A 17,264-nucleotide genomic window follows, 5' to 3' on the forward strand; every position below is an offset into this window, starting at 1 on the left:
GAGCAGCAGCGCCGAGCCCCCTTCGAAATCGCGCAGATTGACGTCGTTGCCGAGTGTCGCGCCGACAACCTGGCCGTCCCGGTCGACGACGAGCGCGACTTCGGGTTCGGGGTTGTTCCAGGTCGAGTCCGAGCGGATGCCGATCTCGGCGCCCCAGCCAACCGTCGAGAGCACCGGCGACTTGGTGAAGATCTCGGCGTCGGGACCGATCGCGACCTCGAGATATTGCGACCACATGCCGTCTTCGATCAGCGCGGCCTTGAGCGATGCGGCGTCGTCGCTGCCCGGCACGACCGAACGGATGCTGCCCCCGATCCGCGATTCGAGACGGCCGCGCACCTCGGCGGCGGCATTGGCGTCGCCGCGGGCGCGTTCCTCGATCACGCGCTCGATCGCCGAGACCGCGAAGGTGACGCCCGACGCCTTGACGCATTGCAGGTCAATCGGGCTGAGCAGGGTGAGCGTGTCGGGCGAGCCGAGCGCGCGACCGGCGGCCGAATCGAACGCGCGCATCTGCACCATCGCGGCAACGGTCGGCGCGGCGCGGCTCATGTCATAGGCTTCGCCGCCCTGGATGAGGATCGGGCTGGGGCCCTCGGTGGTGACGATGCGGCCGACGAAGCGGCCCGTCTGCCAGTCTTCGGGCATCGCCCCGAGGACGAAGCGGCCTTGCTCTTCCATATTCCCCTCGCTCGACTTCTTTATTTGATAGCGCTACCATCACCACAAGACGAGCACGCTGTCAAGCAACCCCGAACGGGAGCGGTCGTGCGCCAAGGGAGAAGGATCGCAATGCCGGAGACGGGCCGTATCATATGCTTTGGCGAGATGCTGTTGCGGCTGTCCTCGCCGGGGCGCGAGCGGATGTTCCAGGTCCCGCACCTCGACGCGCATTTCGGCGGGGCCGAGGCCAATGTCGCGGTCGGGCTCGCGCGCATGGGTGTCGACAGCGCGGTCGCGACGCGGCTGCCGACCGGGCCGATCGGCGACGGCGCGCTGGAGGCGCTCAGGCGCAACGGCGTCGATGTCGGCGGGATCGGCCGCGGCGACGGCCGGATGGGGCTCTATTATCTGGCGGCGGGCGCGGGCCTGCGCGCGGCCTCGATCGTCTATGATCGCGCCGGCAGCCTGTTCGAGACCTCGACCCCGGCCGATTTCGACTGGCCACGGCTGGTCGCCGGCGCCGACTGGCTGCACATGTCGGGCATCACTCCGGCGCTTGGACCGGCGGCGGCGCAGATGGCGCTCGCAGCGGCGCGCGCGGCGAAGGCGGCCGGCGTCGCGGTGTCGTTCGACGGCAATTACCGCGCCCGGCTGTGGGAGCGATGGACCGACGACCCACGCTCGATCCTCGGCGAACTGGTCGGCGAGACCGACCTGCTGTTCGGCAATCATCGCGACATTTCGCTTCTGCTCGAGGCGCCCTTTGCCGGCGACGGACCCGAGCGCCGCCGGATCGCGGCGTCCGCCGCATTCGATGTCTTTCCCGGGCTGCGCTGGATCGCTTCGACCGCGCGCCATGTCGTCGATGCCGAGCATAACCGCATGTCGGCGCGGCTCGACAGCCCTGAGCGCGAGTGGCAGGCCGAGGAGATTGCGATCGGCGGCATCGTCGACCGCATCGGCACCGGCGACGCCTTCGCCGCCGGCGTGCTCCACGGCCTGCTGCGCGACGATCCGGCGGCCGCGGTGGAGACCGGGCTCGCACTGGCGGTGCTCAAACATTATACGCCGGGCGACTTCAGCCTTTCCGGGCCCGCCGAGGTCAGCGCCTTTTTGAGCGGCGAGCGCGACGTCCGGCGATGACGCCGTCCGTCGCTAGTCGGTCACCCGCCGCGGCAGGCGCGGCCAGACAAAGCGCTGCGGGCGGCTGTTCGGCGCGGCGATGTCGATGCCCTGCTGGCGGAACTGCCAGTAGATCATGACGCTCATGATCGCCGCGTAGAAGCACCAGGTCGAGGCGAAGGCATAGGATTTGACGATCTGCACAATCGTCAGCGCGACCACGTTGACCAGGCCGTAGACGCGCACGACGCGGTGCGTCGACAGCAGCAGCGCGCCGCAGGTCGCGAGGATGTAGAGCAGCGAGATCCACAGATTGCCGGTCAGCGGGTTGCGGTAGGCGATCGAGAAATGGTCGACGAACACGCGGCTCGGCACGAACACCAGTCCATAGGCATCCCATGCCGCCGCGATCGCACCGATCCCGGTGAGCCCGACGATCACGCGACGCCGCAAGCCCGCCGGCTCCATCAGCGCGACCGCCGCCGGCATCAGAAACGGCAGCAGACCCTGCGCATAGAGCGTGAACAGGAAGGAGACATGGTCGAGCGCGAGCTTTCCGATCCGGCCCTCGAGGCCGAGCCAGACCAGGCCTTCGGAAAATTGATGCAGCGCGAACAGCAGCGGGACGGACGCAAACAGCAGCGTGCGGGGCTCACGGACCTGGCGCACGGTCGCGATGCCGACCGCGGCGAGGATAGCGGCGCCGGTAAAACTGGCGGTGGCGGAGAAGCACATTCTTCTGGTTGCTCCGGGGTTTGAGCGGACCGCTCCTGTGTCGTGCCTGGCCCGCTTTATCCAGCACGATCGCGTAGGGCGCGGCGATATCGTGGAGTTGTCACCGTCGGCCGATCCCGCGTAGGCGTCGGGCATGATCCGTCTGCCCTCCCGCCTGCGCCGCCTCGACGACGCGCTTGCCGATCCCGCCTTCGAAGACGATGCGATGCTGCTGTGCGAGCTCGACGGCTATCTCGCCGGCCTTGCGGTCTGCCCGGTGCCGATCGAACCGCTCGAATGGCTGCCGTTGGTGTGGGGTGGCGACGGCGTCGTACCGTTCGAGGAGCCGGCCGACGTGCAGTGGCTGCGCGACATGGTTGTCGCGCGGTACGAGGAGGTCGTGCGCGATCTGGGTAACGGTCGCCTCAAGCCGGTCTTCGACGTCGACGAGCGCAATGGCGAGATTCTCTGGGAGCCTTGGGTCGAGGGGTTCGCGGCGGCGCGGTCGCTGCGCCCCGAGGGCTGGTCGGCGCTGACCGAAGACGACGACGCGGCAGCGATCGCGGCGCTGGAGGCGATGACCGTCTTGGCGGACATCGCGACCGACGCAAGCGATCTCACCAGTGTCGAGATCAACGGCATCTGCGACGAGGCGCCGCGGCTGATCCCGCACCATGTCGCGCGTCTGCAGGCGTGGCGCGCGCGCCGGGTTGATACCGCGGCGCCCGTCGCGGCGCGGCCGGTCAAGGTCGGACGGAACGAGCCCTGTCCGTGCGGATCGGGCAAGAAGCACAAGCGCTGTTGCGGGGCGGCATGAGCAGTCTGTTTATCGCGTGATAACGGTGCCATAGCTCGGCGCCTATGAGAGGGACGATCCGCTGGACCAGACGATGAAAACCGCCTTGCCGATGGGCGCCGATCTCTACGGCGACATCCAGCCCGACGTGCCCGTCACCTGGCGCGCGCATATTCCCGGCCTGATCGTGGCGGGGCTGGCGACGATGGCGGCGGGCTTCGTGTCCGATCATTATCGTGCGCCGATCACCTTGATGGCGCTGCTGATCGGGCTCGCGCTCAATTTCCTCGGCGCCGACAAGCGCATGGCGCCGGGGCTCGCCTTCGCGTCGCGCACGCTGTTGCGCTGGGGTATCGTGCTGGTCGGCGCGCGGATCACGCTCGAGCAGATCTGGGGGCTGGGGCCGCTGACGCTGCTCGCGGTGGTGGTGATCCTGCTCGTCACGCTGGCCAGCGGCGTCGTCGTCGCGCGCTGGCTGGGGTTCGACGCGGCGTTCGGAACGCTGGCCGGCGGCTCGGTCGCGATCTGCGGCGCATCGGCGGCGCTCGCACTGGCGACCACGCTGGGCGAGAAGCGCGTCAGCCAGGCGCAGCTCGCACTCGTGCTGGTCGGCATCGCCGCCTCGAGCGCGACCGCGATGTTCTTCTACCCGCTGCTCGCGCACGCGCTCGGCTTCAGCGACAACCAGGCCGGGTTCATGCTCGGCGCCTCGGTCCACGATGTCGCGCAGGCTCTTGGCGCGGGCTATTCCTTCTCCGAGCGCGCCGGCCAGGTCGCAGCGATCGTCAAGTTGACCCGCGTCGCGCTGCTGGCGCCCGTGCTCGCGCTCGTCGGCGCCTTCCTGTCGCGCACCGGGCCGTCCGCGACCAAGACCTCGCCCTTGCCCTGGTTCGTCGCGGGCTTCTTCGTGCTGGCGGGGATCAATTCGACCGGAATCATCCCGCCGGTCGTCGGGCACGGCGCCGAACTCGGCGCCACCGCCTGCCTTGCGTGTGCGGTCGCCGCGACCGGGATCCGCGCACCGATGAGCTCGCTGCTCGGCACCGGTCCGCGGCCGCTGCTGGTGATCGTCGCGTCATCGCTGGTCGCGCTGCTGCTGTCCGCGCTCGCCGCGCGGTACTTACTGATCTGATCTGATCTGATTGGTCGGCCGGCGCGCCGGAAGCGCGATCTTGTAATCGTTTGCGCACCTCGGCACATAGGCCCCCAAAAGGGGAGGGGCTATGCAGTTGAAGACGATCCTGGCGGCGCTAGCGATGGCGACCGCCACGACCACTGCGATGGCGGCGTCAACGCGCGCGCCTGATCTCGCCGCGGTGCGGGCCCGGCTGCCGCAGGACGAGGTGATCTACTTCCTGTTGCCCGATCGTTTCGAGAATGGCGATGTCGCGAACGATCGTGGCGGCCTCGGCACCGACCGACTGACCAACGGCTTCGATCCCACCGACACCGCCTTCTATCATGGCGGTGACCTCAAGGGCGTGGTCAAGCGGCTCGACTATATCCAGGCGCTGGGCGCGACGACGATCTGGATCGCGCCGATCTTCACCAACAAGGCGGTGCAAGGGTCGCCCGCGCACCCCTCTGCCGGCTATCACGGCTATTGGATTACCGACTTCACGCATGTCGATCCGCATTTCGGCAGCGACGCGGATTTCGCCGCGCTGGTGCGTGCCGCGCATGCCCGCGGGATGAAGGTGATCCTCGACATCGTCGTCAACCACACCGCCGACGTGATCCAGTATCGCGAATGCCCGACGCACGTCTGCCCCTATCGCAGCCGGGCGGACTATCCCTATCAGCGCCAGGGCGGCCCGAACGGCGCGCCGATCAACGCAGGTTTCGCCGGCGACGAGGACGGCAGCACCGCCAATTTCGCCAAGCTCACGCGGCCTGACTATGCCTATACGCCCTATATCCCGGCCGGCGAGGAGCATGAGAAGACGCCCGCCTGGCTCAACGACCCGATCTATTATCACAACCGCGGCCATACGACCTTCACGGGCGAAAGCGCGACGATGGGCGATTTCGGCGGCCTTGACGACCTGTTCACCGAGAACCCGCGCGTCATAAAGGGTTTCATCGACATCTACAGCGCGTGGATCGACCGCTACGGCATCGACGGCTACCGCATCGACACCGCGCGCCACGTCGACCCGGCCTTCTGGCAGGCCTTCGTGCCCGCGATCCTGGCGCGTGCCAAAGCCGACGGCATCCCGAACTTCCACATCTTCGGCGAGGTCAATATCGACCGGATGGATCCGGGCTATCTCGCGCATTATACGCAGGTCGATCGGCTGCCGGCGGTGCTCGATTTCGCCTTCCGCCGCGCGGTGATCGACACCGTCGCCGACGGCAAGGGCACCGAGGAACTCGCCGACCTGTTCGCAGGCGACGCGCTCTACCGCGGCGGCGCGGCGGCGGCGCAGCAGCTCACCACCTTCATCAGCAACCACGACAACGGCCGCTTCGCCTCGCTGGTGCTCAAGGCGCATCCCGGCATCGCCGACGGCGAGCTGCGCCGCCGCGTGACGCTCGGCTATGCGATGCTGATGACGCTGCGCGGCGTGCCGTCCTTCTATTATGGCGACGAGCAGGGCTTTTCGGGCGGCGAGGACCAGGCCGGCCGCGAGGACATGTTCGCAAGCCAGACCGCGCCCTATGCGGCCGAGCATCTGATCGGCACCGGCGAGACCGGCGCGCGCGCGCATTTCGAGACCGACGGGCCGCTGTTCCATGCGCTGGCCGAGCTCGCACGGCTGCGCACCGCCAACCCGGCACTCACCGAAGGCCGCCAGATCGTGCGCGCGTCGGAGGACACGCCCGGGCTGTTCGCGGTGTCGCGGATCGATCCGCGCACCGGTCGCGAGATCGTCGTCGCGTTCAACACCTCGACCGCGCCGATCCACCGCCACGTCCAGGTCGAACTCGGCAGCAGCCATTTCACCGCGCTGCACGGCGCCTGCGCCGCGACCGCGGCGGCGCCGGGGAGTCTCGCGATCGATCTGGCGCCGCTCGACTATATCGTCTGTGCGGCTGGCCCGACGCGATGAGACGGCTCGCTTTCGCGCGCCGAACACGTCAAGATCGGCGCGCATGACCAGACCGCTCACGACGCTCGCCGACATCGCCGCGCTGGCCGGCGTCACCCCCGCCACCGTATCGCGCGCATTGTCGGGCAATACCCGGATCAGCGCGGCGACGCGGGGCCGCGTCATCGAGATCGCCGAGCAACACGGCTTCCGCCCCAACCAGACCGCGCGCAACCTGCGGCTCGGGCGCACGCAGGCGATCGCGATCGTCGTGCCGCTCGGCCACCAGAGCGCGCAGCGCATCTCCGACCCCTTCTACACGACGATGATCGGCCAGCTGATGGACGAGCTGGCGCGGCGCGACCATGCCATGCTGCTCTCCGCGGTGGCACCGTCCGATGGTGGCTGGCTGGCGCAGATCGCACGCAGCGGCCGCGCCGACGGGATCATCGTGCTGTGCCAGTCCGATCAGGACGCGGTGCTGCGCGAGGCGGCGCGCAGCTACCGGCCGCTGGTCGTGTGGGGCGAGACGGAGGACGAGCCCTATTGCTGCGTCGGCACCGACAACAAGCGTGGCGGCAAGCTCAGCACGATGCACCTGCTCGCCGGCGGGCGGCGCCGGATCGCGTTCGCGGGGATGATGGACACGCCCGAACTGGTCGCCCGCCACGACGGCTATCTCGAGGCGCATCGCGAGGCCGGCGTCGAGCCCGGGCCGCACATTCCGGTCCCCTTCGCTTTCGAGGCGGCGTCGCGCGACCTCTATGCGATGCTCGACCGTCATCCCGACATCGACGGCATCGTCGCTGCCTCCGACATGATCGCGATGAAGGCGCTGCACGAGCTTTCCCAGCGCGGTCGCCGCGTGCCCAACGACGTTGCGGTCGTCGGCTATGACGACGTCACCGTCGCCGCGCACATGGTGCCGCCGCTGACCACGATCCGGCAGGATCTGACGATGGCGGCGGCGCTGATGGTCGACCTGCTGTTCCGCCGGATGCAGGGCGAGGATGCTCCGTCCACGCGCGTCCCCCTGTCGCTGATCCACCGCCAGTCCGCCTGAAGGCGACTTGACGACCGCGCGGCGAAACGGCATTTGCGCAATCGATTACTCAAAACAGAAAATCATCCTGGGGGTTGTGATGCGGGTACCGTCTGTCGGCCGTCGTGGCGTGGCCATGTTCCTGGCATCGATCCTGGCCTCGACAGCACCGGCGATCGCCACCGCCGCACCCACGCAGGCCATCGCCGCACCAACATCGTCGGCGCCGCTCAAGGACGGCATCGAACTGCACCAGGGCAGCGTCGTGATGCGCGTCACCGCGCTGACCGACGACATCCTGCGCGTCCGCATCGGCCGCGACGGAATGTTGCCCGAGGATGCGAGCTGGGCGGTGCCCGCCGAGGTTCGCGCGCAGCACGCCGCCGTCACCGCGACCGCCGATGGCTTCGCCACCGCGCATATCCGCGTCCGCTTCGATCCCGGCACCTTGCGCATGACGGTCACCACCGCCGACGGCCACACCATCGTGCGCGACGCCGCCGATCCGATGACGCTGTCGGGCAAAGCCTTCACGCTGCGCCAGGAGGCACCGCAGGGCGAGGGCTATTATGCGCTCGGCGACAAGACCGGCGCCTCGGCCGACCGGCGCGGGCGCAGCTTCGTCGACTGGAACACCGACGCCTTCGGTTTCGCGAGCAGCGACGATCCGATCTACAAGTCGATCCCCTTCTTCATCGGGGTCGGCGGCGACGGCGGCAGCTACGGCCTGTTCCTCGACAACACATTCCGTGCGTCGTTCGATTTCGCGCATGCCGACGCGTCGACGCTGGCGATCGCCGCGCCCGACGGCCCGATCGACTATTATCTGATCGCCGGACCCTCGACCCCCGAGGTCGTGCGCCGCTACACCGACCTGACCGGTCGCGCGCCGCTGCCGCCGCTGTGGGCGCTGGGCTATCAGCAGTCGCGCTACAGCTATATGTCGGCCGACGAGGTCCGCGGCATCGCCAAGCATCTGCGCGACGACAAGATGCCGACCGACGTGATCTGGCTCGACATCGACTATCAGGACCATAATCGCCCGTTCACCACCAATCCGGTCACCTTCCCCGATCTCAAGGGGCTGGCGACCGACATGGGCAAGCAGGGCATCAAGCTGATCGCGATCACCGATCTGCACGTCGCCGATCTGCCCCATCAGCACTACGCGCCCTATGACAGCGGCACGGCGGGCAACCATTTCGTCCATGCCCCCGACGGCAAGCCCTATGTCGCGCCGGTCTGGCCGGGGCCTTCGCTGTTCCCCGACTTCACCGACGTGTCCGCGCGGCGCTGGTGGGGGACGCTGTTCAAGCCGTTCCTCGACGACGGCATCGCCGGCTTCTGGAACGACATGAACGAGCCCGCGGTGTTCGCGACGCCGACCAAGACGATGCCGCTCGACATCGTCCACCGCGTCGACGGCGACGGCTTCGCGCCGCGCACCGCGCTCCACACAGAGATCCACAATGTCTACGGCATGGAGAACAGCCGCGCGACGTTCGACGGATTGAAGACGCTGCGCCCCGACGAGCGGCCGTTCGTGATGACGCGCGCCACCTATGCGGGCGGTCAGCGCTATGCGGTCACCTGGACCGGCGACAACAGCGCGACCTGGGACCATCTCCGGCTGTCGGTGCACCAGATCGTCAATCTCGGCCTGTCGGGCTTCGCCTACAGCGCCGCCGACGTCGGCGGGTTCGCGGGCGGGCCGAGCCCCGAACTGCTCACCCGCTGGTTCGAGATCGCGACCTTCACGCCGATCTTCCGCGACCATGCCGCCAAGGGCACGCCGCGCGCCGAGCCCTGGGTCGACGGACCCGCGCAGCTGGCGATCCGTCGCCATTATGTCGAGGAGCGCTACCGGCTGCTGCCCTATATCTATGCGCTCGCCGATCAGAGCGCGCGCGTCGGCGATCCGCTGATGCGGCCGCTGTTCTACGATTATCCGGGCGCGCTCCATTCGTCCTGCGACCAGAGCATGACCTTCACGCTGGGCGGCAAGTTGCTCGTCGCGCCGTCGCCCAATCCGGAATCGCCGCAGAGCTACGACGTCTGCCTGCCGACCGGCGGCTGGTTCGATTATTGGACCGGGCTTGCGGTGCAGGGCCAGGCGACCGCAGCAGGCGATGCGCCGATCCAGTCGGCGACCCAGGCCGCCGCGCAACTGCTGGCGCGCGCTGAACTCAAGGTCACCGAGGTGCCGCGGCTCGACATGCTGCCGGTGTTCGTGCGCGCCGGCACGATCCTGCCGCGCCAGCCGCTCGTCCAGAGCACCAGCCAGACGCCGCAGGGTCCGCTCGAGCTCGACGTCTATCCGGGCGACGATTGCAGCGGATCGCTCTATCTCGATGACGGCCACACGCTCGGCTACACGCGCGGCGCGTATCTGCGGCAAGGCCTGACGTGCAGCGTTACGCCGCGGGGCCTTTCGCTGCACTTCTCGGCACGCCAAGGCCGCTACGCGCCATGGTGGCATTCGGTCGCGGTGACGCTGCACGGCTGGAAAGGCGGGGGCCGCGTCACCGTCGGCGGGGCCACCGTCACTGCCGAGCCGCGGCCAGGCGAGCAGCTGCGGTTCACGCTGCCGGATAGCGGCCAAGACCGAATCGTCACCATCGCGCACGACTGACGTCGACACGCTCGACCTGTGCCAAGGCGTCTCACCTTGGCACAGGTCAAGTCTGCGATCGTTCGAGCATCGGGCTCAGCGCGCTGTCGCGTATCAGTGCGAGCGGCGATGCTTAACGATCCATATTGCCCGCAGGACCGGCCGATAGTGCGGATCGGTACGCGCGCGCAACGATGACTGAGATGCGACGGTGCTGTCGCATAGTTGCAATAAATACACAGAACGCGATTCTTTGCGGCACCCACTTGTCACCGTCCCTCACTGGTGGGTAATCGATTGCACAAAGCACGGCGGTTCGAGCGCGCTTGTTGGGGAGGATAGAGTGATCAATCGTTTTTCGGGTTCCCGCGCTGTCGTGGGGGCCGATAAGGCAATTCTGAAATCCGGCGTTGCTGCGCTCGCGATTGCTGCAGCATTTCCGGCTTTCGCGCAGACCGTTCCGGCGGATTCGAGCACCGCGGTCAACACCGCTCCGGCGCAGTCGGCGGTCGGCACGCCCGACATGACCACCGCCCCGAGCGACTCGATCGTCGTCACCGGCTATGCGCGCTCGATCCAGGACGCGAACTCGATCAAGAAGCGCGCCGTCAACGTCATCGAGGCGATCTCCGCCGAGGACATCGGCAAGCTGCCCGACGTGTCGATCGCCGACTCGCTGTCGCGCCTGACCGGCGTCGCGGTGCAGGAATCGGCCGGCCGCGCGAAATATATCTCGATCCGCGGCTTCGGTCCCGACTACACCACGACCACGCTCAACGGCCGCGTGATCGCCACCGTCGACGACAATCGCCGCTTCGACTACGGCCAGTTGCCGGGCGATCTCTTCCAGCAGATCGAGGTCATCAAGACGCCGTCGGCGGACCTGATCAACTTCGGCCTCGCCGGCACCGTCGACCTGCAGACCTATGATCCGCTGACGCAGAAGAACACCGTCGCGATCAACATGCAGGGCGAGGTCGGCCAATATGGCAAGCTGAATCCGGACGGCACCAACAAGGGCTACAAGGTCTCGGCGATCTTCACGCACAAGTTCCTCGACGACACGCTCGGCGTTTCGTTCGGCGTCTCGGCGATCCAGGATCCCACGCAGGACTATCATTGGGCGACCGGCGGCGGCAGCGGCAATTATTACGGCCCGACCAGCCGCGACGCGCTGGGCAACATCGGTCCCGACGATCTGCAGAACTACGCCAACACCAACACGCTCTATCGCCAGTCGGGCTTCGGCCACATCACCTGGAAGCCGAGCGACCGCTTCGAGATGTCGGTCGACGGGCTCTACACGCAGAGCAAGACCAACGAGCTGTCGCGCGGCTGGGAAATGCCGCTGGCGAGCTGGAGCAAGGACAGCGAAGTCCCCGGCACCGAAATGTCGAAGAACGGCTATGTGACGTCCGAGACGTGGCTGGTCGATCCGGTGCTACGCAACGACTACAATACCTCGGACGCGAAGACGCTCGCGCTCGGCTGGAACGCGAAATATCACGTCAGCGACAGCATCAAGCTGCTGCTCGACGCCAATTATTCGCACGCCAAGCGCCACGACAACACCTATGAGATCTATAGCGGCACCACCAATGGCGCGCTGGCGACCGCGAACATCACGCGCAAGTCGGACGGCACCTACGGCGTCGACATCAGCAACATCAACCTGGCCGATCCGACGCAGGTCGCGCTCACCGATCCGCAGGGCTGGAACCAGGTCGGCTTCAACAACGTGCCCGATCTCAAGGACACGATGAAGGGCTTCCGCGCGGAACTCGACGGCGAGATCCATTCGGGCTTCTTCAAGAGCTGGCAGGCGGGCGTCAACTATAGCGACGAGCGCAAGGTCTCCTCCTATTCGGGCTATTACATCTGTCTGCCGGGCGCCGCATCGATCGGCAATTGCGGCACGACCGACGGCAATGTGCCCTATGTCACGATCCCGGCCTCGATCATCGAAGGCAGCGTCGAGCCCTATGCGGTCACCGGCACCCGGATCATCGCGCTCAACTCGATCGGCGCGCAGAATCTGCTGCGCACCGCCGCACAGCCGGTCGCCAGCGACGTCGCGCGCGACTGGACCGTCGATGAGAAGATCCTCACGGGCTATCTCCAGGCCAATTTCGACACGGACGTGTGGAGCAAGCGCGTCTCGGGCAATTTCGGCGTCCAGATCGTCAACACCGACCAGCATTCGACCGGCTACGGCGCGGTGACCACGACCACGGTCGTGGCGCAGGGCGGCGGCGCGAACTACACCAACTTCCTGCCGATCGTGAACATCAACATCGAGCTCGCGCATAACCTGCTGCTTCGCCTCGGCGGCAGCCGCACGCTGGCGCGCGCCACGATGGACGACGAGAATTCGTCCTATTCGGTCAGCTATTGCGGCACGCAGGGCTGTACCACCGTGCCGCAGATCAACGGCAAGACGCCGGTGCTGCAGGCGCAGGGCGGCAACCCAGCGCTGCGCCCCTATTTCTCGAACAATGGCGACATCTCGATCGAGAAATATTTCGCGCACGACACCGGCAAGCTGGCGGTCGCGGGCTATTACAAGTCGATCACCAACTTCACGACGCAGAACCTCAACCTCAACACGGGCAACATCAACAGCTCGGGCCCGACCAGCAACACGACGTCGACTCAGGATTGTTCGGCCTTCGTCGGCCTGCTGACCACGCCGCTGACCGCCAACGAGACGCTGTCCTGCTATTCGACGGCACCGACCAACAACGGCAGCGGCTATGTCGAGGGCTTCGAGGCCAGCGCCACGATCCCGCTCGCGACGCTGACGCATGTGCTCGACGGGTTCAGCATCATCGGCCAATATGCCTATGCGAAGAGCTCGATCAAGTTCACCAACGGATCGCAGATCACGCTGCCGGGCTTGTCGAAGAGCGTCTATCAGGCGCAGATCTTCTTCGAGAAGTGGGGCTACAACGCCCGCGCGTCGCTGACCCATCGCTCGTCCTATCTGGGGGATTATCAGCTGTTCAACGCGCAGGTCACCGCCAACCTGACCAAGCCGCAGACGACACTGGATGCGCAGGTCGGCTACGACTTCCACTCGGGGCCGTTCAACGGGCTGTCGCTCTACATCCAGGGCCACAATCTGACGAATTCGAAGACCGTCTCCTACGTCAACAACGATCCCAACGAGATCAACATCCGCGACCAGTACGGCTCGACCTATCTGGCCGGCGTCACCTACCGCTTCTGATCCGAGGCGCTTAAGAGGGCGGGCCGTTCGGAAGAGCGGCCCGCCCTTTTTCATTGGGGACGGATGAGGAGAGCGGCATGACGGGGCAGGGTACGGACAAGCGCACGCCGTACCGCATCGTCATCGTCGGCGGCGGCACCGCGGGCTGGATGGCGGCGGCGCTGCTGTCGCGGCTGCTGCCGCAGCAGGCCTATGCCATCACGCTGATCGAATCCGACGAGATCGGCACGGTCGGCGTCGGCGAGGCGACGATCCCGCAGCTGCAATTGCTCAACGCCGTGCTCGGTATCGACGAGGACGAATTCCTCCGCGCGACCCAGGGCAGCTACAAGCTCGGCATCGAGTTCGTCGGCTGGGGCACCGCCGAGAGCCGCTATATCCACGCCTTCGGCAACACCGGTCACGCAATCGGGCAGACCCCGTTCCACCATTTCTGGCTGCGTGGGCAGCGGCTGGGCGAGACCGCCTCGCTCGATGCCTATTGCCTCAACGCCGCGGCGGCCTACGCGGACAAATTCGCGCGCGGGGCAGCGGCGCAGTCGAAGATGCTGGGCGGGCTCGTCCATGCCTTTCATTTCGACGCCGGCCTCTATGCGCAATTCCTCCGCCGTCGCGCCGAGCCGCAAGGCGTCTGCCGCGTCGAGGGCCGCATCACCCATGCGGAGCGCGACGGCGAGACGGGCGACGTCGCCGCGGTCGTGCTCGCCGACGGCACCCGCCATGCCGCCGAGCTGTTTGTCGACTGCTCGGGCTTCCGGGGGCTGCTGATCGAGGAGGCGCTCGCCACCGGCTATGAGGACTGGACGCACTGGCTGCCGTGCGACCGCGCGCTCGCGGTGCCCAGCGCCCGACTTCCGGATATCACGCCCTATACGCGCTCGACCGCCAAGCGTGCTGGCTGGCAATGGCGGATTCCGCTGCAGGGGCGGACCGGCAATGGCCATGTCTATTGCTCGGCGGCGATCGGCGACGACGAGGCGGCTTCCCTATTGCTAAGCGGGCTCGATGGCGCCCCGCTTGCCGACCCGCGAATGCTGCGCTTCACGACGGGGCGCCGCAAGAATTTCTGGAACCGCAATGTCGTGGCGCTCGGGCTCGCCGCGGGATTCATGGAGCCGCTCGAGTCGACGAGTATCCATCTCGTCCAGTCGGCGATCGAGCGCGTGCTCAAATATCTGCCCAACGGCCCGATCCGCGCCGCCGACGTCGCCGCCTACAATGCCGAGACCATATTCGAATGGGAGCGGGTGCGCGACTTCATCGTGCTGCACTATCACGCCAACGCGCGGCCCGAACCGTTCTGGCGGGAGTGCGCGGCGATGGCGGTGCCCGACAGCCTCGCCGCCAAGCTCGAGCTGTTCCGCGCCAATGGTCGCATCGTCCGCGCGGGCGAGGAATTGTTCAGCGAGCCCGGCTGGCTGCAGGTGATGGTCGGGCAGGGGGTGGTGCCCGCGGGCTATCATCCGCTCGCCGACGGCCCGAGCGACGCCGACCTGCGCGACTATCTCGCGCTCGTCCGCCAGACGGTCGCGAAGCATGTCGCGGGGATGCCGGATCATGCCGCATTTCTCGCGCAGCATTGTCGGTCGGGCTGAGATGGCGAGCGGTCGGGATCACGCGAACGGGTATTATTTACCTGCGCTCGATCGACGTCCTGCTTAGCCGCGCGCCATCAGAAAGGTATTGACCGTCAGCCGCGCCGAGCGGGGGTCGGGGGTGAAGTCGAGATCGTCGGGCATGTCGGCGCAGTGCAGCAGATGGCCGCGGTAGATCAGCGCGCGATTGGGCTTGGCCTCGAAGCGCGCGATCCGCTCGTACAGCGGCGTGTCCCCAGCAATATAAGCCGGCGCGGGCAAACCATGCTGGGCGACGTCGCGGCGCAGCGCGGTGTCATAGGCGGCGTGGCGGTCGGCGGTGATCGTCTCGTAACCCGTGCTGCGGTGGCGGTAGAAGGCGGTGCCGCCCTGTGCCTGGCCGCCGAGATAATGGAGCAGCGCGATGCGCGCGGCCTCGAACCCGTCGAAATGCGGCAGGCGCTGGATCGGCGTGAGATCGGCGGGTCTCGTGGTCACGATCGAATAGCCCGCCGAGACGATGTCGAGCCCATGCGCGCAGCCGAACACGTCGGCGATCAAGTCGCGTATCGGATCGAGATAGGTCGCGACGTCACGTGGATCGACCTCCGCGCGCAGTCCCGGATAGTGGCGACCGAGCGTCCGGTAATCGAGCGCCTCGGCGGTGCTACGCAGGCGGCCGGCATCCGGCACGAAATCGTCGATCACCACCACCGGCTGCGCCTCGCGACCGATCCGGATGACCGAATGCGCGACCATCGCCGCTCAGGCGGCCTGCGGCGCGCGACCAAGGCGCGCGAGCGCCGCCTCGTGCGTCGGGAAGGTTTCCGCCGCCGCGCGCACCAGATCGCGCAGCTTGCGCAGCTGGGCGGCTGCATCGACCCCGGGGCGCGCATCGGCGAGCCGGTCGTAGCTCTGCGGGATCATCCCCTGGCCGAGATAGACCGCCAGCCAGCTCGGGTTGCGGAACAGCTCGTCCTGCGGCGAGACCAGCCGAGCGTCAGCGACGAAATGCTTGATCTTGTAGGCGAGCTCGTCGGGAAGCGGCGCGCGCGCGCACGCCTGCCAGAAGGGCTCGGGGCGGCTATTGGCATGATAGTGGAGGATCAGGAAGTCGCGGATCCGCTCCCATTCGGCGGCGGTGGCGCGATTGAACTCTGCGGCATTGAGCGGGTCGTGATGGCGATCGGGCAGCAACCGCAGCAGCCGCTCGACGCCGGTCTGGATGAGATGCAGGCTGGTCGACTCGAGCGGCTCCATGAACCCCGCGGCGAGCCCCAGGCCGACGACATTGTGGCGCCAGGCCTCGCGCCGTCGGCCGGTGGTGAAGCGCAGCAGCCGCGGTTCGGCGAGCGCCTCGCCGTCGACAGTGCCGCGCAGCAAGGCGGCCGCCTCGTCGTCCCCCATCATGCGCGACGCATAGACCAGGCCGTTGCCCTGCCGATGCTGCAGCGGGATGCGCCACTGCCAGCCCGCAGCATGCGCGGTCGAGCGGGTATAGGGGGTGAGCGGCCCGCTGTTGGCGCTGGGCATCGCCACCGCGCGGTCGCAGGGCAGCCAGTGCGTCCAATCCTCAAACGGGGTCGCCAGCGCGCGGCCGAGCAACAGGCTCGCAAAGCCCGAGCAGTCGACGAAGAAGTCGGCCTCGACGCGGCGGCCGTCGGTCAGCCCGACATGCGCAACATGGCCGGTCTGCGCATCGCGCGCGACGTCGACGATCCGGCCCTCGTGCCGCACCACGCCGCGCGCTTCGGCGTAGCGGCGCATCAGGCCGGCATAGAGGCCGGCATCGAAATGATAGGCATAGGCATGCGTCGAGCGCACGTCGCGCGGGTTGTCGACAGGCGGGCCGAAGCGGTTGCGCTGCGCCAGCGCCTTGCACAGCGAATAGTCGTCGAACGGGGTGGGATCGCCGCGCAGATGCTCGCGTACCCAATAATGATGCAGCTCGACCCGGTCGAAATCGGCGCCATGGGTGCCGAAGGGATGGAAATAGCGATCCTCGGCGCGGCCCCAGCCGACCAATTCGATGCCGAGCTTGAAGGTCGCGTTGGTCGCGGCGACGAACTCCGCCTCCAAAATGCCGAGGCTCGCGTTGAACGCCTTGATCGGTGGGATCGTCGCCTCGCCGACGCCGACCGTGCCGATCTCGTCCGACTCGACGAGCGATATCGCGATCGTGCCCGCGGTGGCATTGGCGAGCGCCGCCGCCGCCATCCATCCCGCCGAACCGCCGCCGATGATGGCGATCGAGCGGATCATGTCGGGCTGCTGCGTCATGCGGAATCCGGTGCTCATATCGACAGGCACGCGCCGGCCGTGCGCGACGGCGCACGGTCACTGCGTCCGATGTCGCCTAAGCCCGCGTACCCGACGTGGCAAGCCGGACGGACAGCCTATGTCTAATCGGCTTGGCGGATCGCAAGCGTGCCGAGATCGACTTCTATTCCAGGGCTTATGCCGGACCAACGGTCGCACGCT

At 67.4% G+C, this 17,264-nt stretch carries 11 protein-coding genes and 1 pseudogene; 8 read left to right on the forward strand and 4 right to left on the reverse strand.

Translation table 11 applies throughout. The annotated features are described in order from the left end of the window. Positions 1–681, reverse strand: a pseudogene (locus Q0326_RS10395) (fumarylacetoacetate hydrolase); the annotation flags it as partial. A gap of 111 nt (positions 682–792) precedes the next feature. Between Q0326_RS10395 and Q0326_RS10400 the strand changes: the two are divergent. Then, positions 793–1,806 (forward strand): sugar kinase, encoded by a 1,014-nt coding sequence (locus tag Q0326_RS10400; protein WP_298689858.1) that lies wholly within the window; start codon positions 793–795, stop codon positions 1,804–1,806. Between the two features lie 12 nt (positions 1,807–1,818). On the opposite strand, the gene Q0326_RS10405 is transcribed toward Q0326_RS10400, so the two are convergent. After that, positions 1,819–2,520 carry a DUF6629 family protein gene (locus Q0326_RS10405; protein WP_298689860.1) on the reverse strand — a complete coding sequence of 234 codons (702 nt, stop codon included), beginning with the start codon at positions 2,518–2,520 and terminating at the stop codon, positions 1,819–1,821. A 133-nt stretch (positions 2,521–2,653) separates the two neighbouring features. On the opposite strand from Q0326_RS10405, the gene Q0326_RS10410 reads away from it, so the two are divergent. The 7 genes from Q0326_RS10410 (at position 2,654) to Q0326_RS10440 (ending at position 14,804) form a co-directional block, all read left to right on the forward strand. Beyond that, positions 2,654–3,316, forward strand: a complete 663-nt coding sequence (locus tag Q0326_RS10410; protein ID WP_298689862.1) for a UPF0149 family protein — start codon at positions 2,654–2,656, stop codon at positions 3,314–3,316. Between the two features lie 73 nt (positions 3,317–3,389). Next, positions 3,390–4,427, forward strand: coding sequence for a putative sulfate exporter family transporter (locus Q0326_RS10415; RefSeq protein WP_298689864.1), 1,038 nt, complete (start codon positions 3,390–3,392; stop codon positions 4,425–4,427). A 91-nt stretch (positions 4,428–4,518) separates the two neighbouring features. Beyond that, positions 4,519–6,348, forward strand: a complete 1,830-nt coding sequence (locus Q0326_RS10420; RefSeq protein ID WP_298689866.1) for an alpha-amylase family glycosyl hydrolase — start codon at positions 4,519–4,521, stop codon at positions 6,346–6,348. Positions 6,349–6,391: 43 nt separating this feature from the next. Continuing rightward, positions 6,392–7,390, forward strand: coding sequence for a LacI family DNA-binding transcriptional regulator (locus Q0326_RS10425; protein WP_298689868.1), 999 nt, complete (start codon positions 6,392–6,394; stop codon positions 7,388–7,390). A gap of 115 nt (positions 7,391–7,505) precedes the next feature. Beyond that, positions 7,506–10,001, forward strand: coding sequence for a TIM-barrel domain-containing protein (locus Q0326_RS10430; RefSeq protein WP_298689870.1), 2,496 nt, complete (start codon positions 7,506–7,508; stop codon positions 9,999–10,001). 355 nt (positions 10,002–10,356) lie between these two features. Next, the gene (locus Q0326_RS10435; protein WP_298689872.1) at positions 10,357–13,209 is read left to right on the forward strand and encodes a TonB-dependent receptor; all 2,853 of its coding nucleotides are present in this window, start codon (positions 10,357–10,359) and stop codon (positions 13,207–13,209) included. 77 nt (positions 13,210–13,286) lie between these two features. Further along, positions 13,287–14,804 (forward strand): tryptophan halogenase family protein, encoded by a 1,518-nt coding sequence (locus tag Q0326_RS10440; RefSeq protein WP_298689874.1) that lies wholly within the window; start codon positions 13,287–13,289, stop codon positions 14,802–14,804. 63 nt (positions 14,805–14,867) lie between these two features. Here Q0326_RS10440 and Q0326_RS10445 read toward each other — a convergent pair whose 3' ends face one another. Both Q0326_RS10445 and Q0326_RS10450 read right to left on the reverse strand, forming a co-directional pair. Next, the gene (locus Q0326_RS10445) at positions 14,868–15,542 is read right to left on the reverse strand and encodes a DUF6445 family protein (RefSeq protein WP_298689876.1); all 675 of its coding nucleotides are present in this window, start codon (positions 15,540–15,542) and stop codon (positions 14,868–14,870) included. Between the two features lie 6 nt (positions 15,543–15,548). Next, positions 15,549–17,063 carry a tryptophan halogenase family protein gene (locus tag Q0326_RS10450; protein WP_298689878.1) on the reverse strand — a complete coding sequence of 505 codons (1,515 nt, stop codon included), beginning with the start codon at positions 17,061–17,063 and terminating at the stop codon, positions 15,549–15,551. Between the last annotated feature and the right edge of the window lie 201 nt (positions 17,064–17,264).

Source organism: uncultured Sphingomonas sp. (assembly GCF_937859915.1).
Classification (GTDB): domain Bacteria; phylum Pseudomonadota; class Alphaproteobacteria; order Sphingomonadales; family Sphingomonadaceae; genus Solisphingomonas.